Origin of the sequence: Corallococcus sicarius (assembly GCF_003611735.1) — a bacterium.
Lineage (GTDB): Bacteria > Myxococcota > Myxococcia > Myxococcales > Myxococcaceae > Corallococcus > Corallococcus sicarius.
In genome coordinates this window covers 20866-45661 of the sequence record NZ_RAWG01000039.1, presented here as the reverse complement: position 1 = coordinate 45661, position 24796 = coordinate 20866, and the positions used below count along the sequence as shown (strand labels likewise).

The 24796-nt window shown below is 71.2% G+C and carries 22 protein-coding genes; 9 read left to right on the top strand and 13 right to left on the bottom strand.

Features of this window, described 5'->3' with window-relative positions; translation table 11 throughout:
* The first annotated feature begins 182 nt into the window (after positions 1-182).
* Positions 183-2207, top strand: a complete 2025-nt coding sequence (locus D7X12_RS08710) for an ATP-binding protein (RefSeq protein ID WP_120624798.1) — start codon at positions 183-185, stop codon at positions 2205-2207.
* Here D7X12_RS08710 and D7X12_RS08705 read toward each other — a convergent pair whose 3' ends face one another.
* From D7X12_RS08705 to D7X12_RS08695, 3 genes are all read right to left on the bottom strand, one after another.
* On the bottom strand, positions 2208-2903 hold the full coding sequence (locus D7X12_RS08705) for a suppressor of fused domain protein (protein WP_120624797.1): 696 nt from the start codon (positions 2901-2903) through the stop codon (positions 2208-2210). It abuts the gene before it with no gap.
* Positions 2904-2989: 86 nt separating this feature from the next.
* A complete protein-coding gene (locus D7X12_RS08700) occupies positions 2990-4195 on the bottom strand; it encodes a GNAT family N-acetyltransferase (RefSeq protein ID WP_120624796.1) in 1206 nt (401 codons plus the stop codon).
* A gap of 78 nt (positions 4196-4273) precedes the next feature.
* Positions 4274-4669, bottom strand: a complete 396-nt coding sequence (locus tag D7X12_RS08695) for a winged helix-turn-helix transcriptional regulator (RefSeq protein WP_120624795.1) — start codon at positions 4667-4669, stop codon at positions 4274-4276.
* A gap of 108 nt (positions 4670-4777) precedes the next feature.
* Here D7X12_RS08695 and D7X12_RS08690 point away from each other — a divergent pair, with 108 nt between their 5' ends.
* Entirely contained in the window at positions 4778-5635 is an 858-nt protein-coding gene (locus D7X12_RS08690; RefSeq protein ID WP_120624794.1) for an SDR family oxidoreductase, read from the top strand.
* Positions 5636-5714: 79 nt separating this feature from the next.
* Here the strand turns inward: D7X12_RS08690 and D7X12_RS08685 are convergent, their stop codons facing one another.
* Positions 5715-6512 carry an acyl-CoA desaturase gene (locus tag D7X12_RS08685; protein ID WP_120624793.1) on the bottom strand — a complete coding sequence of 266 codons (798 nt, stop codon included), beginning with the start codon at positions 6510-6512 and terminating at the stop codon, positions 5715-5717.
* 118 nt (positions 6513-6630) lie between these two features.
* On the opposite strand from D7X12_RS08685, the gene bioA reads away from it, so the two are divergent.
* On the top strand, positions 6631-7962 hold the full coding sequence (bioA, locus tag D7X12_RS08680; protein ID WP_120624792.1) for an adenosylmethionine--8-amino-7-oxononanoate transaminase: 1332 nt from the start codon (positions 6631-6633) through the stop codon (positions 7960-7962).
* Between the two features lie 8 nt (positions 7963-7970).
* Here bioA and D7X12_RS08675 read toward each other — a convergent pair whose 3' ends face one another.
* The 3 genes from D7X12_RS08675 to D7X12_RS08665 all read right to left on the bottom strand — a co-directional run bounded on the left by D7X12_RS08675 (position 7971) and on the right by D7X12_RS08665 (position 13195).
* Positions 7971-11303: an ATP-binding response regulator gene (locus D7X12_RS08675; protein ID WP_167508984.1), complete on the bottom strand. Its 3333-nt coding sequence runs from the start codon at positions 11301-11303 to the stop codon at positions 7971-7973.
* Positions 11304-11501: 198 nt separating this feature from the next.
* Positions 11502-12113, bottom strand: a complete 612-nt coding sequence (locus tag D7X12_RS08670) for a DedA family protein (RefSeq protein ID WP_244224440.1) — start codon at positions 12111-12113, stop codon at positions 11502-11504.
* Positions 12113-13195: an AI-2E family transporter gene (locus D7X12_RS08665; protein WP_244224439.1), complete on the bottom strand. Its 1083-nt coding sequence runs from the start codon at positions 13193-13195 to the stop codon at positions 12113-12115. The genes D7X12_RS08670 and D7X12_RS08665 overlap by 1 nt, the downstream gene beginning before the upstream one ends.
* Before the next feature lie 416 nt (positions 13196-13611).
* Here D7X12_RS08665 and D7X12_RS08660 point away from each other — a divergent pair, with 416 nt between their 5' ends.
* Positions 13612-14133 (top strand): hypothetical protein, encoded by a 522-nt coding sequence (locus D7X12_RS08660; RefSeq protein ID WP_120624805.1) that lies wholly within the window; start codon positions 13612-13614, stop codon positions 14131-14133.
* 109 nt (positions 14134-14242) lie between these two features.
* The gene (locus tag D7X12_RS08655; RefSeq protein ID WP_120624789.1) at positions 14243-16333 is read left to right on the top strand and encodes a S9 family peptidase; all 2091 of its coding nucleotides are present in this window, start codon (positions 14243-14245) and stop codon (positions 16331-16333) included.
* Between the two features lie 12 nt (positions 16334-16345).
* Here D7X12_RS08655 and D7X12_RS08650 read toward each other — a convergent pair whose 3' ends face one another.
* The 5 genes from D7X12_RS08650 to D7X12_RS08630 form a co-directional block, all read right to left on the bottom strand.
* Positions 16346-17068 carry a hypothetical protein gene (locus D7X12_RS08650; RefSeq protein WP_244224438.1) on the bottom strand — a complete coding sequence of 241 codons (723 nt, stop codon included), beginning with the start codon at positions 17066-17068 and terminating at the stop codon, positions 16346-16348.
* A 44-nt stretch (positions 17069-17112) separates the two neighbouring features.
* Positions 17113-18237, bottom strand: coding sequence for a hypothetical protein (locus D7X12_RS08645; protein WP_120624787.1), 1125 nt, complete (start codon positions 18235-18237; stop codon positions 17113-17115).
* A 131-nt stretch (positions 18238-18368) separates the two neighbouring features.
* Entirely contained in the window at positions 18369-18965 is a 597-nt protein-coding gene (locus D7X12_RS08640; protein WP_120624804.1) for a GNAT family N-acetyltransferase, read from the bottom strand.
* A gap of 126 nt (positions 18966-19091) precedes the next feature.
* Positions 19092-20456, bottom strand: coding sequence for an OmpA family protein (locus D7X12_RS08635; RefSeq protein ID WP_244224437.1), 1365 nt, complete (start codon positions 20454-20456; stop codon positions 19092-19094).
* A gap of 57 nt (positions 20457-20513) precedes the next feature.
* Positions 20514-20879 carry a DUF4398 domain-containing protein gene (locus D7X12_RS08630; RefSeq protein WP_120624785.1) on the bottom strand — a complete coding sequence of 122 codons (366 nt, stop codon included), beginning with the start codon at positions 20877-20879 and terminating at the stop codon, positions 20514-20516.
* A 234-nt stretch (positions 20880-21113) separates the two neighbouring features.
* On the opposite strand from D7X12_RS08630, the gene D7X12_RS08625 reads away from it, so the two are divergent.
* The 4 genes from D7X12_RS08625 (at position 21114) to D7X12_RS08610 (ending at position 23884) form a co-directional block, all read left to right on the top strand.
* Positions 21114-21998 carry a 5'-3' exonuclease gene (locus tag D7X12_RS08625; protein ID WP_120624784.1) on the top strand — a complete coding sequence of 295 codons (885 nt, stop codon included), beginning with the start codon at positions 21114-21116 and terminating at the stop codon, positions 21996-21998.
* 12 nt (positions 21999-22010) lie between these two features.
* Positions 22011-22451: a group II truncated hemoglobin gene (locus D7X12_RS08620; RefSeq protein WP_120624783.1), complete on the top strand. Its 441-nt coding sequence runs from the start codon at positions 22011-22013 to the stop codon at positions 22449-22451.
* A 38-nt stretch (positions 22452-22489) separates the two neighbouring features.
* Positions 22490-23326 carry a hypothetical protein gene (locus D7X12_RS08615; RefSeq protein ID WP_147443582.1) on the top strand — a complete coding sequence of 279 codons (837 nt, stop codon included), beginning with the start codon at positions 22490-22492 and terminating at the stop codon, positions 23324-23326.
* A 78-nt stretch (positions 23327-23404) separates the two neighbouring features.
* A complete protein-coding gene (locus D7X12_RS08610) occupies positions 23405-23884 on the top strand; it encodes a hypothetical protein (protein ID WP_120624781.1) in 480 nt (159 codons plus the stop codon).
* Positions 23885-23903: 19 nt separating this feature from the next.
* Here D7X12_RS08610 and D7X12_RS08605 read toward each other — a convergent pair whose 3' ends face one another.
* The gene (locus D7X12_RS08605) at positions 23904-24755 is read right to left on the bottom strand and encodes a hypothetical protein (protein ID WP_120624780.1); all 852 of its coding nucleotides are present in this window, start codon (positions 24753-24755) and stop codon (positions 23904-23906) included.
* Positions 24756-24796 lie beyond the last annotated feature (41 nt).

The window sequence follows — 24796 nt, the reverse complement described above, 5'->3', positions numbered from 1 at the left end:
CGATACAGGAATCAGCAACTCAAGACTGCTGTGAAAGACGCGTACGGGGGGGCCCTCACTTGAGCCGCCGTGCGATTCGTGGCGACATGCGGGCTCCTGGGGCAGGGAAGGGCCGGGGGCCGCGCAGGGAATCTTGTCGGGGGGCTGTTTTCCATCCCCGCAGGGCGCGCCGGAGGAGATGGATGTCCGCGACCGACATGACCGTGGCCCTTCCACTCCCGGACACGTTCCTGTCCGCGCTGGAGGAGGCCGAGCGGGAACAGCCGGAGGCCTGCATGGTCCTGCGGGCCGTGCGCTCCGTCAGCGGGGAGATCCTCGACTTCGAGTGGCTGTGGGCCAACCCCGCCGCGTCGCGCGCCCTGGGCCGTGAGCCCACCTTCCTCCGCGGCCGGCGCCTGAGCGAGGTCTCCCCGGCGGACGGGCTCGCGGGCCGCCTGGACGTGCTGCGCCAGGTGGTGGCGTCCGGCCAGCCGCGCGCGGACAACTTCGCCGAAGGGGATGTGTTGCTGCAGAGCACCGCCGTCCCCCTGCGAGACGGGGTGCTGGTGCGCCTGCGCGACGTCACCAGCGCCCAGCGGATGGAGGAGGGGCTGCGGGACACGCTGGACTGGGTGCGCGACGTGCTGGAGAGCATGCCGGACGCCTTCTTCACCGTGGACACCGAGTGGCGCCTCACCTACGTGAACCGCAACGCCGCCGCGCTCACCGGCCGCACCCAGGAGACCCTCTTCCGCCGCGTGCTGTGGGAGGCGTGCCCGGAGCTGGCCGGCACCCCCCTGGAGCGCTCCCTGCGCGAAGTGGCCGCCGAGGAGAGCTACCGCCTCTTCGAGCTGCGCACCGGCAGGGACCGCTGGCACGAGGTGCACGCCTGGTCCAGCGGCCGCAACATCTCCGCCTACGCGCGCGACATCACCGACAAGAAGCGCGTCCAGGCGGAGCGCGACGCGCTGCTCGCCCGCGAGCACTCGGGCCGCCTGGAGGCGGAGGCCCTGGCCCAGCGCCGCACGCACGAGCTGATGGCCGCGCGCGAGCGGCTGGTGCAGTCGGAGAAGCTGGCCATGGCGGGGCAGCTCGCCGCGGGCGTGGGCCATGAAATCAACAACCCGCTGTCCTACGTCGCCGGCAACCTCCAGTTCGCGGTGGAGCAGCTGACGCCGCTCTGCCGCCGCGCCGGCGCCGGCCCCGCGTTCCAGGCGGCGCTGGACGAAGCGCTGGAGGCCCTGCGCGAGGCGCGCGAGGGCGCGGAGCGCATCCGCGTCATCGTGCGCGACCTGCAGACGTTCGCCCGCGCGGATGAGCTGCGCCTGACGCCGGTGGACGTGCACGCGGCGCTGGAGTTCGGCGTCTCCATGGCCATGACGCACCTGCGCAGCCGCGCCCAGGTGGAGCGCTCCTTCGGCAACGTGCCCCACGCGCTGGCCCACGAGGCGCGCCTGGGCCAGGTGTTCCTGCACCTGCTCATCAATGCCGCGCACGCCATCCCCGCCGGGGACTTCGCCAGCCACCGGGTGACGCTCACCACCCGCCGCGAGGGCGCGTGGGTGCTGGCGGAGGTGTCCGACACCGGCCAGGGCATGACGCCGGAGGTGCTCCAGCGCGCCTTCGAGCCGTTCTTCACCACGCGCCCCGTGGGCGAGGGCTCCGGCCTGGGGCTGTCCATCTGCCTGGGGCTCGTGCGCAGCATGCACGGCGAGCTGACGGCCACCAGCATCCCCGGCATGGGCAGCACCTTCCAGGTGCGGCTGCCCGTCGCGGAGGCCGTGGCGCACCCGCGGCTGCCCGCGGTGCGCGAGGCGGAGGGCCCCCAGCGAAAGCGCGTGCTGGTGGTGGATGACGAGCCGCAGCTCACCTCGGTGCTGCGGCGCATCCTCGGCCGGCAGCACGACGTGGTGGTGGCCCACAGCGGCCGCGAGGCGCTGGCGCTGCTGGAGCAGGACGACGACTTCGACCGCGTCTTCTGCGACCTGATGATGGCGGACCTGACCGGGATGGACGTGCACGCGGAGCTGGCGCGGCGTCAGCCGGAGGTGCTGTCCCGGTTCGTGTTCATGACGGGCGGCAGCTTCACCGAGCGCGCCCGCGCCTTCCTCCAGGGGGTGCCCCTGCCGCGCATCGAGAAGCCCTTCGAGCCGGGGCTGCTGCACGCGCTGGTGGACGCCTCGCCGCCGCGCACCGGGGGCGCGCGGCGGCAGACGACGACGCCCTGACTACAGCTTCACCTCGTCACGCTCCGGCCGGGTGATGTACTCGGCGCCCGGCTTCGTTGGATCCGCCAGCTTCTGCATCAGCTTGTCCATGCCGTTGGAGCGCGAGAAGGCCATCTCGTTCTTCGTCACGCCCACCAGCGTGAGCAGCTCCACCTCTCCGCTGGGCAGGGAGAAGTGGCTGGGCCGCGTCGCGTCCTTCACGAACACGAAGCCCGCGAGCTTCGTCTCACCGCCGGTGAGGGTGCCGTCCACCGGGTAGCGGTGCCCCATGGCGAACAGCCTCGCGCACACGAGGTTGTAGGCCATCATGTCCAACAGGCGCAGCACCGGCCACTTCTCCTCTTCGGGCGTGTGGATGACCATCTCGTAGCCCAGGCCGCTGGGGCCGGACTCCGCGATCTCCTCGCCGGGCGAGACCGTGAAGGGGTTGGACAGGCCGGTCGTCACGTAGGTCCAGTAGGGGTACTCGGGGCTGGGGGGCGCCACACGCACGCCCATGGGGAGCCAGTTGGGGTCCAGCGTCTGACCCTGGCTCAACTCGCTCTCCAGCCATCCCTCCAGCACGCCGGTGCCTTCCAGGAGGATGACGTCCTCGCTGATGGCACCGAACAGCTTCGGGTACTCCACCTCGTCACGGTCGGCCCAGCAGTCTTCGTACCACTGGATGAAGTCTTCCTCTGTCTCCGGGACTTTCATAGGGCCGGACTCTAGAGGTTCACCCCGATTTCACAACTTCAACCGAGAGCCGTTCGCATCCGGCCGGTGGGCTGGCGGACAGACGTTCAGGTCGCCCCGGAGGATCCGGGCGTTTCGGGAGGTGTTTCCGGAGGCGTCCAGGGCTTGAGGCCGCAGATGCGCTCGGCCTCCTCCACCGCGGGTGTCAGCCGCTGGCGCTCCATGCGCAAGAAGCCCCGCACGGCCTTGTCCAGGCGCTTGTCGAAAATCAGGTGGGCGCTGTGCACGGCGGTGGGCTCGAAGCCGCGCGACACCTTGTGCTCCCCGCCCGCGCCGGGCTCGAACACCTTGCGGCCCGTCTGGATGCAGTCGTCCACGGACTGGTAGAGGCAGACGTTGAAGTGCAGGAAGGGGTGCTCCTCCGTGCAGCCCCAGTAGCGGCCATAGAGCCGCTCCGGCGTCACCAGGTTGAAGGCGCCCGCGATGACGCGGCCGTCCTTCACCGCCTCCACCATCTCCACCGCGTGGGGCAGGTCGCGGAAGACGCGCTCGAAGAAGCCGGGGGTGAGCTGCACCTGGCCCCAGGAGTGGCGCTCGCAGGTGGAGGTGTAGAAGGTGTACGCGCGCTGGGCGTGCTCCGGGCCCAGGTCGGCCTGCCGCACGGTGCGCAGCTGGATGCCCTGGGTGGCCGCGGCGGCGCGCTCGCGCTTGAGCTGGTGGCGGCGCTTGGAGTCGAAGCGGGCCAGGTAGTCGTCGTAGCTGCGATAGCCCGGGTTCTTCCAGTGGAACTGCAGGGTGATGCGGCGCGCGAGCCCGGCCTCCTCCAGGAAGTCCGCCTCTTCGTCGGTGGGGTAGAGCACGTGCACGCCCGAGCACCCCGCGTCCTCGGCGCTCGCCACCGCGGCCTCCAGGAGCGCGCGGCGCAGGGCCTGGGCGTCCTCGCCCGGCGCGGTGAGGAAGCGCGGCACGGTGGCGGGGGACAGGGGGCCGCCCACGAGCAGCTTCGGGTAGTACTCCACGCCCAGCTGGGCGGCGGCGTTGGCCCAGCCGAAGTCGTAGATGTATTCGCCCATGCTGTGGAACTTGAGGTAGGCGGGCGCGGCGGCGACGAGCTTCTTTCCCCGCCACAGCGTCAGGTGGTGGGGCGCCCAGCCGGTGTCCTCGGTGGCGCTGCCGCTCTGCTCCATGGCGGACAGCCACGCGTGGCGCACGAAGGGGGGCGCACCGGGGGCAATCAGCGCGTCCCAGGCCGCGGCCGGGACGTCGTGGATGGCATCGAGAATGCGGACCTGGAGCGGGGTGTCGACGGGCACGGGGGCAGTCTTAACGCGAGCTTCGCCCCTTCGCTTTCGTCCGTCGCGCTGGCTGGCGTCCAGGGGAGGGGGCGGCGCTCAGGAAGCCTTCTTGCCGCGGGCCTCCATCACCCGGGGCAGGTTGTCTTCAATCCAGGTGGTCAGCCCCACCACGTGGCCGGCCACCTCCTGGCCCAGGGGCGTGAGGCTGTAGTCCACGTGCGGGGGAATCACCGGGTGGGCCGTCCGCAGCACGAAGCCGTCCTGCTCCAGGGCCTGGAGCGTCTGGGCGAGCATCTTCTCGCTCACCCCGCCCACCTTGCGGCGCAGCTCGCTGAAGCGGTGCATGCCCTCCTCCCGCAGCGCGACCAGCACCAGCACGCCCCAGCGGCTGGTGACGTGGTCCAGCACCACGCGCGAGGGGCACACCGCCGCGTAGAGGTCTCCGCGCTGCTTCACCTTGGCCAGCAGCGCACTGCCCTTGGTTGCCTTCATGCGTGACACTTACCAGAAGGTGCGTACTTACGCAAAGTGAGTACCCCCGTTAGGGTAAGTGCCAGTTCGATTTCCCGCGTCACGCGGGAGGAAAGAGACGGAAGCGCCATGATCGTCGTCACGGGAGCCACGGGGAAGCTGGGGCGGTTCGTCGTCGAGGGGTTGCTGAAGAAGGTGCCTGCGGACCAGGTGGCCGTGGCGGTGCGCGACCCGGACAAGGCGAAGGCATGGGCGGCGCGCGGCGTGCGGGTGCACCGGGTGGACTACAGCCAGCCGGCGAGCCTGGACGGGGTGTTCTCGAAGGGGGATGTGGTGCTGCTCATCTCCGCCAACGAGGTGGGGAAGCGCTTCCCGCAGCACTCGGTGGTGACGGCGGCGGCGAAGAAGGCGGGGGTGAAGCTCCTGGCCTACACGAGCATCCTGCGCGCGGACACGACGGGGATTGCACTGGCGGGGGAGCACAAGGCCACCGAGCAGGCCATCCGTGATTCGGGGGTGCCGTTCGTGTTCCTGCGCAATGGTTGGTACCTGGAGAACCACACGGAGCAGCTGGCGCCGGCGCTGGAGTACGGCGTCGTCCAGGGCAGCGCGAAGGACGGCCAGGTGGCCGCGGCCAGCCGCGAGGACTTCGCGGACGCCGCCGTGGCGGTGCTCACGGGCACGGGCCACGAGAACCGGGTGTATGAGCTGGCGGGCGACACGGCCTTCACGCTGCCGGAGTACGCGGCGGAGGTGTCCCGGCAGTCGGGCAAGAAGGTGGCGTACGTGGACCTGCCGGTGCCGGAGTACGCGGCCGCGCTGGTGAAGGTGGGGCTGCCCAAGCCGTTCGCGGACATCCTGGCGGACGCGGACGCGGGGCTCGCGCGGGGTGAATTGAATGACACCAGCCACACGCTGAGCCGGCTCATCGGGCGGCCCACGACGAAGCTCGCGGACGCCGTGGGCGCGGCGCTCAAGGCGCGCTGAGCCCCGGAAACGACCACGGGGGAGCAGTCCCTTCCGGACGGCTCCCCCGCGGGACTTCCACTTCCGGATACGCCGGCCGTCAGGCCGTCTGCGCTCCGCCGCTGCTCGTGCGCGCCACCTCGCGCGGCTCCGGGTACACCGCGCGCTGGGGCGTGGTGATGCGGATGACGCCCAGCTTCGACAGCACGCGCATCACCTGCCACGTGGGGTCGATCTCAAAGGCGCGCGCCGCGAAGTTCGGGCTCGCGCCGAACTTGTGGTGGTTGTTCTGGAACAGCTCCCCCATGCACAGCACGTCCACCGGCAGCGTGTTGCGCGACTGGTCGCTTCCCTTGAAGTTGCGGTAGCCGTACTTGTGCCCGCACCAGTTCACGATGGCGCCGTGCACCGGCCCCATCAGGAAGTGCACCGGCAACAGCAGGAACTGCCAGGGCGACGTCGCGAACATCACGTAGAACGCCGTGTAGAAGGCCACCCAGCCGAGCGGCGCCCACCAGGACTGGCCAATCGTCTTGTCCAGGAGCGGCCACTCCGGGTACCCACCCTCGAAGCGCGGCTCCGGATCCACCTTGCGCTGCACGTAGTCGTCGTAGCGCTTCTTGGTGTGCAGCATCATCCGCAGCGCGTCCTTGAAGTTGTGCGGAGAGTGCGGGTCCTTGTCCGTGTCGGAGAAGGCGTGGTGCTCGCGGTGCAGGATGGCGTACGCGCGCGGCGACAGGTACGACGACCCCTGCACCAGGTACGTCATCAGGTGCACCGCCTTCTCCATGCGCGGCCCCATGCTGTACATGCGGTGCGCCGCGTAACGGTGCTGGAAGAAGCTCTGGAAGAACACGCAGAGCAGCCAGTGACTGATGAAGAAGATGATGATGGTCATGACTCTCCCGTGCTGTCAGACCAGGGCTAACACCGGGGCTGTCACGGCAATGTCAGCGCGCTTCACGACACGCGGCGCGTCACCCGCCGGAGTCACCCCAGCGACAGGAGCACACACCGTGGAGCGGGCAGCCATCGTCGGACTGGACAAGCGGCACGTCTGGCACCCCTACACCGCCATGGCGCAGTACATCGCGGACACCGACCCCCTCGTGGTCGTCCGCTCCGAGGGCGTCTACCTCCATGACGCCGACGGCCGGCGTTACCTGGACGCCAATGGCTCCTGGTGGGTGTCCACCCTCGGACACCGCCACCCGCGCCTCGTCCGCGCCCTCACGGACCAGCTCGGCTGCCTGGCCCACGCCTCGCTCGCGGGCGTGACGCACGGCCCGGCTGCCCAGCTGGCGGCCGAGCTCGCGGCGCTGGCCCCGGGCGCGGACCGCGCGGACGTGACAGCGGAACAGAAGCTGTCGCGCGTCTTCTATTCGGACAACGGCAGCACCGCGGTGGAGGTGGCCATCAAGATGGCCGCCCAGTACTGGGCCCAGAACGGCCGGCCCGGCCGCACCCGCTTCATCACCCTGTCCGGCGCCTTCCACGGCGAGACGCTGGGCGCCACCAGCGTGGGCGGCATGTCCGAGTTCCGCGACGTGTTCGGCCCGCTCCTCTTCGACGTGGTGCACGTGCCGTCCCCGTCGGAAGAGGGCGGCCACGCACGCGCGCTGGAACAGCTGCGGACAGCGCTGAACGCCGACCCGGACGGCATCGCCGGTGTCATCCTGGAGCCCGTCCTCCAGGGCGCGGTGGGCATGTGGATGTCGTCGCCGGACTTCGTGCGCGAGGTGCGCGAGGCCACCCGCGCGGTGGACACCTTCCTCATCGCCGACGAGGTCTTCACCGGCCTGGGCCGCACCGGCGCGCGCTTCGCGGTGGACCTGGCCGGCGTGGTGCCGGACCTGCTGTGTCTGGCCAAGGCGCTGAGCGGAGGCCTGCTGCCCTTTGGCGCCACGCTCGCGTCCGAGCGCATCTTCTCGGGCTTCCTGGGGGCGAAGGACCGGGCGCTGTATTACGGCCACTCGTACTGCGGCAACCCGCTGGGCGCGGCGGTGGCGCGCGAGGTGCTGGCCGTGTACCGGGACGAGGACGTGCTGGGCCAGGTGCAGCGCAAGGCGCCGCGCGTGAAGGCCGCCTTCGAGCACATGGCCGCCACCATCCCCGGCCTCGTGCGCCCGCGCGCGGTGGGCATGGTGGGCGCGCTGGACCTGGGCGGCGGGGGCTACTTCGCCAACAGCGGCTGGCGCGTGTACGAGGCCGCGCGGCGCCGGGGCCTCTACCTGCGCCCCCTGGGCGACACCGTCTACATCGCGCCCGCGCTCAACATCCCGGACGCGGACCTGGACGTGCTGCTGTCCGGCGTGGAGGACAGCCTGCGCGAGGTGGCCGCGGGCTGAAGGAAGCGTCACGCCTGGGCGTGGGGCGTCAGCGGCAGCTCGATGGTGAAGGTGGCGCCCCGGCCCGCGTCGCTGTCCAGGCGCAGCTCGCCGTGGTGGCCCTGGACGATCTGACTGGCGATGTAGAGCCCCAGCCCCAGGCCGTGCACCGAGCGGGGCGGGCCTCCCCGCTCGAAGCGCTCGAAGACGCGGTCCTGGTGCTCGCGCGGGATGCCGGGGCCGGAGTCCGCGACGCGGATGATGAGATGGCTGTCGTGCGGGGCGACCTCGATGCGGATGGGCTGCCCGGGCGCGTACTTGATGGCGTTGGACAAGAGATTGACCAGCACCTGCTCCATGCGCGAGCGGTCCCACCACACACGCGCTCCCGGCACGACCTGAAGCTCCACCCCGCAGCGGGCCTGGCCGAGCTGTTCGCGGAAGGACTCGATGACCTCCCGCACCAGCTCCCCGGGGTCGCTCTCCTCCAGGCTGAAGTCCAGCTTGCCGGCCTGGATGCGGGAGACGTCCAGCAGCTCGTCCACCAGCCGCGCCAGCCGCTCCGCCTGCCGCTGCGCCGTCTCCACAGCCACCTTCAGCTTCGCGGGCGAGGGCGAATCGCCGCGCGGGGAGGACAGGCGGCGGCGGGTCATCTCCAGGTTGAGGAGCAGCGCGGTGACGGGCGTCTTCAGCTCGTGCGACGCCACGCCCAGGAAGGTGTCCCGCGCGGTGAGCGCGGTCTGGAGGTCCTGCGTGAGGACCTCCAATTGCTGACGCGCGCGGACCTGCTCGCTGATCTCCTGCACGGCGACGAGCAGGCCCAGGATGTGGCCCGAGCCATCGCGTTGGGCGTGGATGTCCACGTCCACCACCAGCTCCTTCAACCCGCCCTGGCCATCCGGCTGCCGCACCGGCACCTCGCGGCCCACATAGGGCTCCCCGGTGCGGTAGACCCGCTCCAGGTGCTGGATGAGCACGCCGTGGCCCCCCTTCGGCTGGGCCTCGAGGGCGGGCTTGCCCAGCATGTCCCGGCCCATCAGCTTCGCGAACTTGGGGTTGATGACCGTGAACACCAGCTCCGGGCCCGTCATCACGCACATGGCCGAGGGCGCCTGCATGAAGAAGTCGGAGATCTGCTGGCGCGCGCGCCCCAGCTGGAGCTGGCTCTCCACCCGCGCCAGCAGCTCGCGCGCGGAGAAGGGCTTCACCAGGTAGTCGTCCGCGCCGGCCTGGAGCCCCTCGATGCGCGCCTCCTCGCCCGCGCGCGCCGACAGCAGGATGAAGGGGACGCCCTGCGTGCGCGGATTCAAGCGCAGCTTCTTCAGGAGGCCGAAGCCGTCCAGCCGGGGCATCATCACGTCGCTCAGGATGAGGTCCGGGGGCGACGCGAGCGCCGCCTCGTAGGCCGCCTCGCCGTCCGCCACCGAGCGCACCTCCCAATGCGTCGCCAGCAGGCGGCTCACGTAGCCGCGCATGTCCGCGTTGTCGTCCACGACGAGGATGTGTCCGTGCACCGGTGACGGCACGAGCCCCGTGGACGCGGGGCCCGGCGTCGTGCACGCAGCCTGGGCCGGCACCGGCGGCGGGAGCGCTGGCGGCGCATCCGGCAGCCACCGCAGCGCCTCCTCGCTGAAGGCCGACCCCAGCGTGCCCGCGTGCGCGGCGCCCCGCGACTCCAGGACATGCTCCGCGGGCAGGTGGGCGCTCCCCAGCGGGAGCTCCACGAAGAAGGTGCTGCCCTGGCCCTCCACGCTCCGCACGCCCAGCGTGCCGCCGTGCAGCTTCACCAGCTCCTGGATGAGCGCCAGGCCGATGCCGGTGCCCTCGTGCGTGCGCCCCTTCGCGGTCTCCACGCGGTGGAAGCGCTCGAACACGCGCGGCAGCTCCGCCTCCGGGATGCCCGTGCCGGTGTCGCTCACGGTGAGCCGCACCCGGCCGTCCTCGCGCCCGAGGCGCACCGTGACGCTGCCCTGGAGCGTGAACTTGAACGCGTTGGAGAGCAGGTTGAGGACAACCTTCTCCCACATGTCCCGGTCCACGTAGACGGGCTCGCCCACGTCCGGCGTGTCGACGGTGTACGTGAGCCCCGCCTTCTCCATCGCGGAGCGGAAGACGCTGGCCAGGTCCTCGGTGAGCCGCGCCAGGTCCGTGGGGTGGAAGCTCGCCTTCACCCGCCCGGCCTCGATGCGCGAGAAGTCCAGCAGCGAGTTGACCAGCTTGAGCAGGCGCAGCGCGTTGCGGTGGGTGAGCTCCTGGCGCTCGCGCTGGGCGGGCGGCAGCGGGCAGGCCGTGTCCGCGAGCGACTCCTCCAGCGGACCCAGGATGAGCGTGAGCGGCGTGCGGAACTCGTGCGACACGTTGGAGAAGAACGCGGTCTTCGCCCGGTCGATGGCGGCCAGCGCCTCCACGCGCTGCGTCTCCGCCTCGTAGGCGCGCACGTTCACCACGGCGGTGGTGAGGGTGGCCTGCAGCTGCTCGTAGAAGCCGCGGTAGGCGTCGTCCAGCGCGCGCCGGGGGCTCACGCCGGCCACCAGGTACCCGAAGGGCTCCGTCATGCCGGCGGGGAGCACGGGCAGCACGAGCGCTTGCGCGGGCAGCTCGTCATAGGGGCCGCACGGCAGGCCCAGGCCGTCCCACGGCGCGCCCCGGAGCCGCACCGTGCGCGGCCCCGGCCCCGTGCTGGCGGCGAAGGGCCACGGTCCGTCCAGCTCCGCCTCCTCGGGGCTCCACGCGCTGCCCGGGGGCAGGCCCAGGCTGCCCACCCACCGCACGCGGGGCCGGGCTTCGTCGCGGCGGTAGAACAGGAGGAAGGGCACGTCGAGCGCGGCGTCCGGCGGCAGCTGCGGCAGCGCGGCGCCAATGGCCTCCACCGTCTTCACCTTGCCCAGCAGGGCGGACAGCTCGCGCAGCGTCTGCGTGCGCCGCGCGCTGAGCATCTTCTCCGTCACTTCGGTGATGGGGTGGAAGAGGCCGCCCACGTCGCCGGACTCGTCGCGGACGGGGCTGAAGGAGAAGGTCATGAAGGCCTCCTCCAGGTAGCCGTACCGGTCCAGGAACATGCGCTGGTTCTCGATGTAGGAACCCGTGCCGGCGCCTGCCTTCTCGAACGCGCCCCCCACCACCGGCAGCGCCGTGGCCCAGCAGTCGCGGAAGGGCTGCCCCATGGACTCCGGGTGCTTGGCGCCGCAGATGGGCCGGTAGCTGTCGTTGTAGAGCTGCACGCGCTCCGGCCCCCACGCGATGAGGATGGGGAAGGTGGAGGACAGGCACAGGCTCACGGTGGTGCGCAGGCTCTGCGGCCAGGAGTCCACCGGACCGAGCGGCGTCCTGGACCAGTCCATGGAGCGGATCAGCCGCCCCATCTCCCCACCTCCGGAGAGCCAGTCCATTCCTGCGCCCGTGGTGCTGTCTTGTCCCATGGAACCTCGGCTGCGCGGGCTGGAGCTTCCAGACTCATGGCATCAGCAACACACCCTGTAGATACCGAAGTTGAAGGGCCCTCGCCTCCGCTCCTGTCCAGACTGTGCGGTTGCCTGCTTCCACTGCGATGGGGGTGCCAGTCACGCGGTGGGACGGGTGCGCCGACGCTCGCGCAGATGGCGCACGCCCAGCACGACCACCAACGCGACCACGCCCGCAAGCGCGAGGAAGTGTTCGGCCCGCCCCACGCCCTTCGCCACGCGGTCCACGCTGGCCGACCCCACGTAGCCCAGCATCACCACCAGGGGAGAACTCAGGCACAGCGCCAATCCATCCCACAGCAGGAAGCGGCGCAGGGACATCCCTTCCGCCGCGGCCATGGCGAACACGGGCACGCGCAGCACGGACATGAAGCGGCCGAGGAAGACGACGCGCGCCCCGTGCTTCGCGTACAGCCGCTGGACGTGCTCGCGGCGCGCGGGAGGAAACAGGCGGCGGGTGCGCGGGTGCGTGTACAGGGCCTGCCCCAGCCGCCGGGACACGAGGAAGAGCACGGTGTCCCCGCTCAAGACGCCCAGGAAGCACAGCGCCAGGGCGCCCGGCAGCGACAGCACGTCCCGGTGGGCGAGCACTCCCGCGGCGAGCAGGACCAGGTCCTCCGGGAACGGCAGCCCCAGTCCGCCCGCAACCAGCACGAGGAAGAGCAGCGGCCCCGAACCGTGCGTGAGCAGGAGCTGGAGCGGCGACGCCATCAGGGCTCCACGTGCACCGCGGACGCTCGGCGCTCCTGGCGGAAGAGGAGGACCTCGCGCACGATGATCTGCACCGCGGCCGCCACGGGCACCGCCACCACCGCGCCCACGATGCCGGCCAGCTCCACGCAGAACAGCACCGCCAGCAGGGTGATGAGCGGGTTGACGTGCACGGTGCGCTTGAAGACGAGCGGCGCCATCACGTTGCCCTCCAGCTGGCCGTAGAGCACGAAGTAGGTGAAGACGATGAGCGCCTTCCACAGGCCGCCGGTGGCGAGCGTCAAGAGCGTGATGACGCCGCCCGCGATGATGGGGCCCGCGTAGGGCACGAGGCTGGAGAAGCCGCTGGCGACGCCCAGGGGCAGGTAGAAGGGCATGCCCAGCACGGCGAGCATCGTGGTCGTCAGCGTGGCGTTGATGGCGCAGATGAGCGTGATGCCGGACAGGTAGCCGCCCGTCGCGGTGTAGATGTTGCGCAGCACGCGCACGTAGCGCAGGCGGTGGTCCGGCCGCGCCAGCTCCAGCAGGCGCCGGAGCACGCCGCCGCCGAACACCAGCATGAACACCACCAGGAAGAAGACGGTGAGGACGCCGCCCAACAGGCCCACCACGCCGCCAATGGCGCTCATCAGCAGCGGGGGCAGCGGGCCCGCGAGCGCCGGCGTGGCCTCCTCCAGCCGCTCGCTCCAGCCCAGGCTGTGCAGCCGCTGGTTGAGCGCGCGCAGGATGCCGGTGCCGCGCATCTGCTTCCACAGCTGCGGCCACTGCGTCACCAGCGCGTCCACCTGCGCCACCAGGTCCGGAATCACCAGCAGGCCCAGCGCGCCCACCGCGACCAGCAGCCCGAGCAGCACCAGCGTGATGGCCATCCACCGCTTGAGGCCGCGCTTCTCCAGCCGCGACACGCCGTGCTCCAGCGCGAGCGCGAGCAGCGCCGCGATGCCCGTGAGCGTGAGGGCCACGCGCGTCTTGACGACGAGCGTCACCAGGATGATCACCCCGAGCACCGCGAAGCACACGGTGAACACCGTGCGGGGCGTGACCTGGGAACGCTGCTCCAGCCTGACTTCGGGTTCGGACACCGGTTCTGCTCCCCAACGGGGGCCCCCATGTTCAGGCCCCGGGTTCTGCGGATGCGTCATCCCACGCCTGACGGCAACCGTCCTCCGCTTCCAACCGCGTCCGCCGGCCCCGGGCCCGGGCCAAGCGTCCAGCGGGTGACACCCGCCGCCCACCCGCTCCGTTCACCGCAGGCAATCGCCGCGCGCCCGGTTCGTCCCTCCGGACAGCCGGAAACGACCGGCAGGGCCGCCAGGCCGTCCGTCCCCTGAAGGCGGGGGGGCGTCCGTCAGCGGACGGCCTCCGCCTCCCGAGTCCGGCAGCGGACGCCCGGGGACCTCCTGGGAAACTGGGACAGCACGCTTTGCGGGGCCGGCGCGTCAGACCGGGATGGGAACCTTCGTGGCGAGGGGACCTTCACGGGATGGGAGAGGACACCATGAAGAAGATGGGTGAGCGGGAGCTGGACGGGATGCGGCGGGAGGCCCGTGAGACGGAGGCCCGGTGGCGGGGGCTGGCGGCGAAGCTGGCGGAGCTGGGCGGCGAGGCGATGGACGCGCAGTTGCTGGTGACGTTCCGGACCGCGCGGGACGCGGGCGCGGTGCCTCCGGACGCGGGATTTTTCCTGGTGGCGCACATCCTGACGGCGATGGCGGACGAAGCCATCGCGGAGGACCCGCGCGTGCGGATGCGCGCCGGGGAGCTGGACGCGATGGAGCGTGAGTACGGCCTCACCGGCGAGGGCTGGCCGGAGGGCGACATTCCACCGGAGGACTGGGAGGCGCTGTGCGTGGAGTACGAGCGGGCGTGTGACGAAGCGCGCGCCGCGTTCTTCCGGGCCTACGGTGAGGAGGAGATGGCGCGGCTGTACCTGGACCAGCGCGTGACCTTCCACCACCGCTTCGAGAGCGGGCGGCGCTTCTTCCACGGCCTGCCCATGCTCCCCGAGCAGCTGCACTGACGGCCGGCCGGGAGCGGAGCCCCTTCCAGGGGTTCGCGCTCCCGGTGCCGCCGGTCCGCTACACTCCCGCGCCGCGATGCTTCGTGGTGCTCGGAGTGGGAGGCGGTCGATGCGAGCGGCAAGCCTGGGTCTGGTGGTGGTGGGGCTGTGGGGGAGCGCGGTGGCGTCCGGCGCGGTGCCGGCGCCCACCCCCGCGCGTCCGGAGGCGGGCGCCGTCTACGACACGCTCCAGCGCACGGTGCGCTTCCGTCAGGTGGCGCTGTCGCCGGACGGGGCGCGGGTGGCGTGGGTGGAGTCGGTGCCGCCCGGTGCCGGCGTGCCCGCGGAGGCGATGAAGCTCCAGGTGGTGGAGCGCGCGCACCCGGAGCGGCCCCCCGTGCGCATCACCGCGTCGAAGGACGCCGCGTTGTGCGCCGAAGGCTCGCTAGCGTGGAGCCCGGATGGCCAGCGGCTCGCGTTCCTCTCCACGGCGGGGGAGGGGCGCACGCGGCAGCTCTACGTGGCGGACGTGACGGGAGCGTCCGGGCCGCCGCGAAGGCTCACGACCCTGAAGGGGCTCCTGTCCGCGCCGAAGTGGTCGCCCGACGGGAAGTCGGTGGGGGTGATGGTCATCGAGGGCTCGGAGGATGCGCAGGGGCCGCGAGGGCCGGCGGCGCGCGAGACGGGCGTGGTGCAGGAGTCCCCGCCGGTGAAGCGCTTCGGGGTGGTGTCGGTGGAGGACGCGCGGCTGCGGCTGGTGTCGCCCGCGGGCCTGTTCATCCACGAGTACGCGTGGAGCCCGGACGGGGCCCGCGTGGCCGTGACGGCCTCGCCGCCGCCGGGGGATGCGAACTGGTGGGTGGCGAAGGTGTACGCGGTGGAGGCGGCGACGGGGGAGACGTCGCTGTTGCACGCGCCGAAGTGGCAGGTGGCGGAGCCCACGTGGAGCCCGGATGGCAGGCAGCTCGCGTTCGTCGAGGGGCTGATGAGCGACGAGGGCAACACGGGCGGGGACGTGTGGACGGTGTCGGTGCCGGAGCGGCTGGCGGCGAAGGTGCGGCCCGGGGCGAAGGCGGCGCTGCCGGCCCGCGTGCCGCCCGCGCGCAACCTCACGGAGGGGCTGAAGGCGACCGCGACGGAGCTGTTCTGGCCCGCGCCGGAGCGGCTGCTGTTCGCGGCGCAGGCGCAGGGCGAGTCGGCGCTGGTGACGGTGTCTCCCCAGGCGAAGGACATCACGGTGCTGTGGAAGGGCGCGGAGCACCTGAAGGTGTCGCTTGCGCGCGACGGGGTGACGAGCGCGGTGGTGCGGGACAGCTTCACGCAGCCGCCCGAGGTGTGGATGGGACCGGTGGGCGCGTGGACGCAGCTGACGCGCCTCAACACGGACGTGCGGGTGCCGGTGGGGGACGTGCGCAGCGTGACGTGGACGAGCGACGGGCAGCAGGTGCAGGGCTGGCTGGTGCTGCCGGTGTCCGCGCCTGGGGTGAAGGGCGCGAAGGACGCGAAGGTGCCCATGGTGACGGTGGTGCATGGTGGGCCCGCGGCGGGCATCACGCCGGGGTTCAACGCGCAGACGCTGGTGATGGCGGCGCGGGGCTACGCGGTGTTCATGCCCAACCCGCGCGGCAGCTACGGCCAGGGGGAGGCGTTCGTGCAGGCGAACCGCCGCGACTTCGGCCAGGGCGACTTCCGCGACGTGCTCACCGGGGTGGACGCGGTGCTGGCGTCCGCGCCGGTGGACCCGGCGAGGCAGGGCATCACGGGGTGGAGCTACGGCGGCTTCATGACGATGTGGGCGGTGACGCAGACGCAGCGCTTCCAGGCGGCGGTGGCGGGCGCGGGCATCGCCAACTGGCAGAGCTACTACGGCACGAACCACATCGACACGTGGATGCTGCCGTACTTCGGCGCGTCGATTTACGACGACCCGGAGGTGTACACGCGCGCGTCGCCCATCAACGCGGTGAAGCAGGTGCGCACGCCCACGCTGGTGCTGCACGGCGAGCGGGACATGGAGGTCCCGGCCTCGCAGGGCTACGAGTTCTACAAGGCGCTCAAGGCGCTGGGCGTGAAGACCCAGCTCGTCATCTACGCGGACGAGGGCCACGGCTTCCGCAAGCCCGAGCACAACAAGGACCGCTTCCTGCGCACGCTGGACTGGTTCGACACGCACCTGAAGGCGCCAGTGCCGGCGCCGAAAATCCGGGCCCCCGCGCGTTAGGGGCCGCTCGGTTCAGAGCTCCGCGAACAGGTCGACAGCCGCCTGGGCAAGCAGTTCCTGCTCGTCCGTGTCGAGGCTCGCCGCATAGGTGATGACGTCCCGGACGCCCGGAGCCGCGGCATTCCAGAAGAGATCAAGCAGCCTGCCGCGGAGCGCACGTCCCTCCTCTCCGGCTTGTTGCAGCGATGCACGCACAGCCTCCGGGCCCACCAGCTTGACGTACGCGAACATGTCGAAGCTGTCCTTGGTCTTCTCAGGCCGCTGCTCGCGTTTGGCGCGTTCCTTCATCGCGAGGAAGCCCGCGGCATCCGGCAGCAGGATCCGCAAGGTCTTGCCGCCGAGGGTGAGGTTCACGGGTTGCTTCCGACGAAGTGCCAGCCGTGCATCCTGGAGGGGTGTCATGGGGGTGGGGAGGGCTCCGGCCTCGACGCCTGTGGGCGCGAAGAGGTCGATGTCCATCTGCCCACCGGGCAACGCCTTCGACCAGCGGAACTCCCGGGTCCTTGTGTATCCCCGCTGCTTGAGGACCTCGGGCAGGCGCTCCGCCATGAACTCCGTCCCGTCCATGTCGAACAGCAGATCCGGCTCGAATGAAAAGCCTCGCTCGACCACGATGCCCGTATCCGTCTCGATGGAGATGACGCCGGTTCCCCCCTGCTGCAGGGACTGCAACGCGAGCACCTGTCCTCCGATGAGGAGCACGCAGGATGACAGGTCCCCCAGGTCGAGCAGCAACTCGCCCAGCTCACCGAGGATCTCCTCGAACCTCTCTTCTTCGGTCATCGCGTTTCGTCCGAAAGGGGCAGGGCCTTGGCATAGCGCCGCACCAGCTCCTCCGCCTGTTCAGTTCCCCTGCCACCACTCTGGCGGAAGTCCAGGGCCAGTTGCGGCAACGCGACGCCTTGACCGTGCGGGAGCAGCCTCTGGGCGAAGTAGACGCCTCCCAGCTCGGTCTCCGCGGCGGGTTCCGCGCGAAGCACCCAGAAGTTGTGGGGTGTCATCCGGCGCAATCCGAAGGCGTGGATGGCGCCCTCCAGGGAACCTGAGAGATAGATTCCGTGGGGCACTCCCGAGACGAAGCGCTCTTCGGGAAGCAGGGCGCTGGCCAGCGTGAAGATGGCGCGGATGCCCTGCGACACCAGCAGGGAGGCACCCTCCTTGAGCTGAGCCGGTGTCGTGGAGGGAGCATTGAAGCCCTCCCGTGAAATAGCAGTCGGCCTGCCACTCTCCAGCCACGCATTCAGCAAGGCCACGGGCTCCCGGAGCCGGAGCCCCGTGCCGAGACCCCTCTGGACGTATCCCTCCAGGACGAGTCGCTTGAGGACGCCATGCGCATAGGCATAGCTCGTCTGGGTCTTCTCCGAGAGCGCGCGAACCGTCCATCCGGTCGTCGGAGACTGGAGCAGGACCCGCACGATCCGGCAGCCCTTGCCGTGGAAGAGGGGCTCACGGGGAGTTCGTTTCGCGGGCCTGTTCCCTTGAACGCGGATGAAGGCATTGCCCGTGCGCAGGAAGAACGTCCCGCGCAGGTCCACCAGGGCCAGTTCCTCGCGCTCGCAGGCATCGATCACGGTGGAAGACGCCGAGTCCGTGACGAGCATGGGGATCCGGAAGGCGGGTAGGGAGCGGACGTCCGAATCTCTCTGTCGAAGCTGATCACGCAGGGCGAGCAGCTTCTCGCGCTGGTTCAGCACCTCCACCGGGAACAACGGGGCCCGGTACCCCAACAGCACGGGCACGCGCATCTCCGGCAGCCGGAGCTCCGCGAGGTCGTAGACAGAGGCTCCCCCAGGGCCTACGCGAGGCACGACAACCGCCTCCTGGCGCACCAGTTCGACGCCGCGCGGCAACGGCGGCGGGTTCTTCCAGAACTCCTCTCGAAAGTCAGTGCGCTCGGGCTTCATTCAATTTTGTCGATAGTAGGTCCAAATCTGGCAAATGGGCGGAAAACCCACCTGTTTATCCGAGTTATCGACAAAATTGGTTTCCATGAAAGTTCAGGCTGCTTCGCGGTCCGGGGAACCGCGGACTGGACTCAGGGGCCGCCGCGCAGGCCAGGTTCGGGGACGGCCACGAGCGACGTGAGGACGTGGTCGCGCCACCGGCCGTCGAGCAGGAGGAAGTCGCGGGCATAGCCCTCGACGACGAAGCCCAGGCGGCGCAGCACGGCCGCGCTGCGCAGGTTCTCCGGCAGGTGGCTGGCCTGGACGCGGTGCAGGCCCATGGCGCCGAGGGCGTAATCACAGACGGCCTGGAGGCCCTCGGTCATCAGCCCCTTGCCCTCGTGGCGGTGGTCCAGGCCGTAGCCCAGGTCCGCGGCCTGCAGGGGGCCCCGCCGGATGTTCGTGAGCGCGATGCTGCCCACCACGGGGGCGAGCGAGATGGACTGGCCCCGGGGCAGCAGGAAGAGGCGCAGCGACACGTCATGGCGGAAGTCCTCGCGGTCCTGCGCGAGGCGCGTGCGCCAGTAGGCGGTGGAGAAGAAGGTCGCCGGGCGGGCCGGAGACACGGGCCCCAGGTGCTCCTTGTTGGCCTCGTGGTACGCCAGCACGCGCTCCGCCGCGTCGGGTGGCAGCAGCGTGAGGTGGAGGCGCTCGGTGGTGAGCAGGAGGGGCGACTTGTCGGGCGACATGGCGGAGCCGGACTTCAAGGGTAGCGCGCTCCTGGAGGTCTCGCGCGTACGAAGCGCGGACGAAGAAGGTCCCCACCCGAGGGGGATGGGGACCTGGGGGTGTGGCTCCGAGGGTTCAAGACGGCCTCACTGCCCGGGAGTGCTCCGGGGCGGTGGGGGCATCTGCTGCTGCACGTCGGTGCCGGTGCCCTGGGGCGGGGCCGGGTTCTGGTGGTCGATGCCGTTGGGACCCAGGCCGCTGCCGCCCGTGCCGCCGGGCTGCGTGCCCTGGCCCGAGGGCTGGGTGCCCATGCCGGACGGCTGCTGAGTTCCGACGCCGGGCTGCGGGACCTGACCCGAGGGCTGCGTGCCCTGCGGTCCGGGCTGCTGCACGTTCTGACCCGGCTGCTGCGCGCCGCTGCCGCCGACGCCCGTGGTGCGCGGCTGCGGGGTGTGCTCCATCACGATCTCCACGCGGCGGTTGTTGGCTCGGCCCTCGGCCGTGTCGTTGGTGGCCACCGGGCGGTCCTCCCCCACGCCGCGGATCTCGATGCGGTTGGGCGGCACGCCCTGGCTGATGAGGAACTCGCGCACGCGCTCCGCCCGCCGCTGCGACAGCTGCGAGTTGTAGTCGTCCGTGCCGCGCGAATCCGTGTGCCCCTCGATGAGCAGCGGGTTCTGCGACTCCTGGAGCGCCGTGGCCACATCCGAAAGGCGGTCCCGCGCCGACGGCAGCAGGTCCACCGCGTTGGACGCGAAGAGCACGCTGCCGGAGAGCGTCACCACCGTACCGCGCGCCTCTTCCCGCACCTTCAGGTCCTTGTCCTGCAACTGCGCCAGCGCCTGCGCGGCGCGCTGCTCCGCCTGGAGTCGGGCCTGACGCTCCTGCTCCAGCTCCTGCGTGCGCCGCTGCAGTTCCTGGTTGGCCTGGGCCAGCCGCTGCGCCTCCGCCGTCTGCTGTTGCAGGCGCTGCTGGTTCTCCGCCTCCAGTTGCTGGCGCTGCTGCGCCTCCGCGGTGCGGATGCGCTCCAATTCCTGCTGCCGCTGGGCCTCCGTCTGCGCCTGCTGCTGCGCGTATTGCTGCCGCTGGGCCTCCAATTGGGCCCGCTGCTGCTCGTACTGCAGGCGCTGCTGCTCGTACCTCGCGCGCTCCTCCTCCTGCTGGCGCGTGAGGGTCTGTGCGCGCGCCTCCTGCTGTTGGCGCAGGGCTGCTTCCGCCTGGGCACGCTGCTGCGCGGCCAGGTCCGCCTCGCCCCGGGCGTCCGCGATCTCCGCCTTGCGCAGGGCCACGTACGCCAGGGACCGGGTCCTCACGGAGCCTTCGCTGTCGGCGTATTCGTTCTCCGCCTCCTGGAGCGCGACGCGGGCGGCGGCGACGTCCGCGGGGCGCTCGCGGCCTTCGGGGCTGCGGGTGAGTTCATGGTAGGCCTCGCGGGCTGCGGTCAGCTCACTGGGCGGAGGGCCGTGAGCGCACCCCACCACCGTGAGCGCGGAGGCTCCAGCCAAAGCCAACCATCCTTGTTTCCAACGCTGCATGACGCTCTCCTCACAGACAGAAAAGGTGGGGACTCAGGGCTGACCGCGCCGCATCGCATCGAGCTGTTCGGAGGTCCGTCGCGCCTCGGCCTTCAGGGGCACCGCGCGGGCGAGCGCCGCCGCGAGGTCCGCGTCCGCGGCGGCCTGACGGAAGCGCAGCTCCGCGGCCTCCTCCTCGCCCTCCTGGACCAACCGCTCTCCTTCGGCGATCTGCTGGCGCGCGAACTCCAGGTGACGCGCGGCCTCCGGCACGTTCGGGGCCTGCGAGTTCTCCGCCGAGCGCAGCGCCGCTTCGGCCTGGACGCGCTCCTGGTGGGTGGCGGTGGTGATGACCTGCTTGCTCGCACAGCCAAGGGAGGCAACGCAGAGCAGGGCGGTGGCGAACAGCTTCGGGCGCATGGGTCACCTCGTGCCGGGAGGACTGCTGGGACGCACCGGCGGTCCAGAGAGAAGAAGTCGGCTCAAAAGTGGGGGGCGTGCGGCCTTTCGGCACTGGCGACCCATGCCCGCCATGCCTGCTGGCCAAGGGGGTTGACAGGCGTCATGTAGGGAACGAGGCGCACGCCTCCTGCCCGGGCGGTCCTGGTGCACGGGCTGCTGGCCGTGCGGCGGGAGGGACGCTAGAGGGGGAACATGCGCCTGCACCTCGTGGACGGCACGTATGAGCTGTACCGGGCCCACTACTCGCCCCGTCCGGGCACCACGGCCCCGGATGGTCGTGACGTCAAGGCCACGGCGGGGGTGATGGACTCACTGCTCGCGCTGTTGCACGACGAGACGGAGGCCGTGACGCACGTGGCGGTGGCGTTCGACAACCCCATCCGCTCGTTCCGCAACGCCCTGTTCGCTGGCTACAAGGGGGACGAGGGCGTGCCGCCGGAATTGCGCGCGCAGTTCGACCTGGTGGAGCAGGCGGTGGAGGCCCTGGGCGTGCGGGTGTGGTCCATGAAGGACCACGAGGCGGACGACGCGCTCGCCACGGCGGCTGCTCGCTGGGCAGGCGAGGTGGAGCAGGTGCGCCTGCTGACGCCGGACAAGGACCTGGGCCAGTGCGTGCGCGGCCAGCACGTGGTGCAGGTGGACCGGCGGCAGCAGAAGGTGATGGACGCGGAGGCGGTGAAGGCGAAGCTGGGCGTGGCGCCGGAGAGTGTGCCGGACCTGCTCGCGCTGATGGGCGACGACGCGGACGGCATCCCCGGGCTGCCGGGCTTCGGGGCGAAGGGGGCGGCGACGGTGTTGCAGGCGTACGGCCACCTGGAGGCCATCCCGGACAGCGCGGCGGAGTGGACGGCGAAGCCTCGGGGCGCGGACAAGCTGGCGGCGACGTTGAAGGCGCACCGCGAGGACGCGCGGCTGTACCGGACGCTGGCCACGTTGGTGGAGGACGCGCCGCTGCCGGGCACGGCGTCGCTGGCGGACCTGGAGTGGAAGGGTGTCCCGGAGGCGCGCTTCAAGGCGTTCTGTGAAGGATTGGGATTGAAGAGCCTCCAGCGCCGGCCGAAGCGCTGGGCGGCCTGAGGAAGCGAATCCATGACCATCGAATTGAAGCCGCCGTCGTCGGATGACTGGGTCCCCACGCTGGACGACACGCCCTTCACGCGCCTGGGAGGCGAGGAGGCGGTCCGCGCGTTGGCCGAGGCCTTCTACGACGTGATGGACGCGGAGGAGCCGGCGCTCGCGAAGGTCCACGAGCTGGACGCGGAGGGCAAGGTGAACCGGGGCACGCGCGAGCGCTTCGGCCTGTTCCTGATGGGCTGGCTGGGAGGGCCGCAGCACTACAGCGCGACGCACGGGCACCCGCGCCTGCGCATGCGCCACGGCCACGTGCCGGTGGACCTGGCGATGCGGGATGCGTGGCTGCGCTGCATGCACAAGGCCATGGACCAGCGCGGCGTCACCGGAGGGCTGCGCCGCTTCCTGGACGACCGCTTCGCCCACGTGGCGAACTTCCTGCGCAACACGGAGGGCTGAGTTCTCCACCGTCGCGAGCCCGACATAGACTCCCGCCCATGAGCACGCAGGCGCGGCAACGGCCCACTTCCCGTGAAGCGCCCGGGGATGCGACGCCTGACTTCGTGGCCCATGCCGCGCCCACCCCGTCCATCGACGACCTGATGCCGATGCTGGAGGAGGCGCTGGGCGCGGAGGCCCGGCGCAGCGAGAAGGCGGGTGCCCTGCATGCCTTCATCGACGTGCTGGTCCGGATGGAGGACCCCGCGAAGCTCGCGCCCGCGCTGCATGCGCTGCTCGAACGGCAGGGCGTGGACTCGCTGGTGGATGAACAGGGCGTGCCCGTCAGCATCGCCGTCACGCGGGCCCTCTTGAGCCTGGCGTACCCGCACCCGCTGGAGGTCCCTCCGGAACGCCTGGGGGCCTTGCGCCAGTGGGAGCTGCTCGTGCCCGCGCCCCCGGCGGGGTCGATGTTCGCCACGCTGCTGGTGGCCACCGTGTTCCAGGGCCTCTGCCACCTCATGAGCGATGACATCCGGCATCTCTTCCAAGGCCTCAGCGTCGAGGCCCTGGCCGGAGTGGTCCCGGCACCGCATTGGACGGATGGCTTCGTCACCTTCGCGCGCTTCCTGGAGCGGGCCCTGCCCTGGACCCAGTTCGTGGGAAGCGTGCTCGCGTTCCTCTACGCCACCGTCATCGCGGACACGGCCCGGGAGCGACACCGGGCACGGCAGGGCTTCCTGTGGCTCGGGGGCCTGGGACTGGTGATGGCGCTCATGGTCCCCATGGGCTCCTACGAGGTCACGGGTGCCATCGGGGCCGCGGTGGGCGCGCTGCTCACGGGCCTGATGCTGCGACTCCCGCAGCCTGGGGGCTCCGGGCCTTCAGGGCCTTGAGTGCCCGCCTGCTCGGGCATGGCCAGACACGGCCCTCGCCCCCACCCTCCCATTTTCACCCGATGGGAGTTGAAACCAATGCGTTCGAACAACGATGTCTGGAAGGCGGCGGGCTTCGGCGTCCTCGCGGGAATGCGGAGCATGTCGGCTCCGGCGTTCCTCTCACATGAGCTGTCGCGCAAGCCGGGCAAGGCGCTGAAACGGGCGCTGCCGGGCCTCACGTCGAAGGCGGTGTCCAAACGCCTGGGCATGATGGCGTTCGGCGAGATGGTGGCGGACAAGTCCTCCAAGATTCCGTCGCGCATCGCGCCCAAGGTCCTCGTCGGCCGCATCCTCACGGGCGCCATCTCCGGCGCCGCCGTGTCGCGCGAGCGCAAGGGCGCCAAGGTCGGGCTCGCCGTCGTCGGCGCGGCCGCGGCCATCGCCTCCAGCTACTTCTTCTACGGCTTCCGCACGCTCGCCTCGGACAAGCTGCGCGTGCCCAACCTGCTGGCGGGACTCATCGAGGACGGCCTCGCGCTCTTGCTCGGTTCGCGCCTCACCCGCGAGCTGCGCTAGCCCTTCATGGACCCGGGCCTCACCCCGGCGCCTTGCCGGCGGTGAGCCGGGCCTCCAGCCGCGTCAGCACCGTGTGCTCCGCCCGTGCCCGCTCCGCCAGGGGCCCGAAGAGCAGCCGCGAGCGCAGGCCCATGCCTTCCGTCAACTCGAAGCGGCGCAGGTCCTCTGGCAGCGCGAGCAGCACCTCGCCCAGGGGCCGCACCCGGTGCAGTTGGTAGGAGCCCGCGGCCTCCAGGGCGCGCACCACCTCGGCCTCGGACTCGGCGCGGGCCAGGCCTTCGCGCGCCTTCTCCTCGTACCGCAGCCCGGCCTCCACCCGCTCCTCCAGGTCCGCGAGCACCGCGGCCGACGTGCGCTGCGCCTCCTTCAAGAGCCGCAGCGGATCCAACGCCCGCTCCACCCGCCGCCGCACTGCCGCGGACGGCGCCCGCGCCCGTCCCTCCACCCGCGACAGCACCGCGTCCCGGTAGCTCGCCGCGAAGCAGACCGCGAACAGCGCCTCCTCCAGCGGCGCCCGCTCCCGCGCGGCCAGCCCCTCCGCCAGCGAACACAGCCCCTCGCCCGTGAGCACATACCGGCGTCCTCGCGGCACGCCCTTCACCTTCGCGCTCGTGCCCGCCTCCGCGTGGCCCGCGCGCACCAGCCGCTCCAGCGTCCGCCGCACCTGCGTGAGGTCGATGTCCTGCGAGGGCCGGGTGACGTCGTGCTCCACCCAGTTGGTGAACAGCAGGAAGAAGAAGCGCACGTCCGACACCCGGAAGCCGCCCGCCCGCGCACCCGCTCCGTGCGCCGCGAGCAGCGCCGCCTGGACGAAGGTCGCCTGCGTGTCGATGTAGCCCAGCCGTGCCGTCAGGGTGCTGTTGCGCGCCATGGCCCGAAGATGCCAGCACCCACCACCGCCGTCGCCCTCCT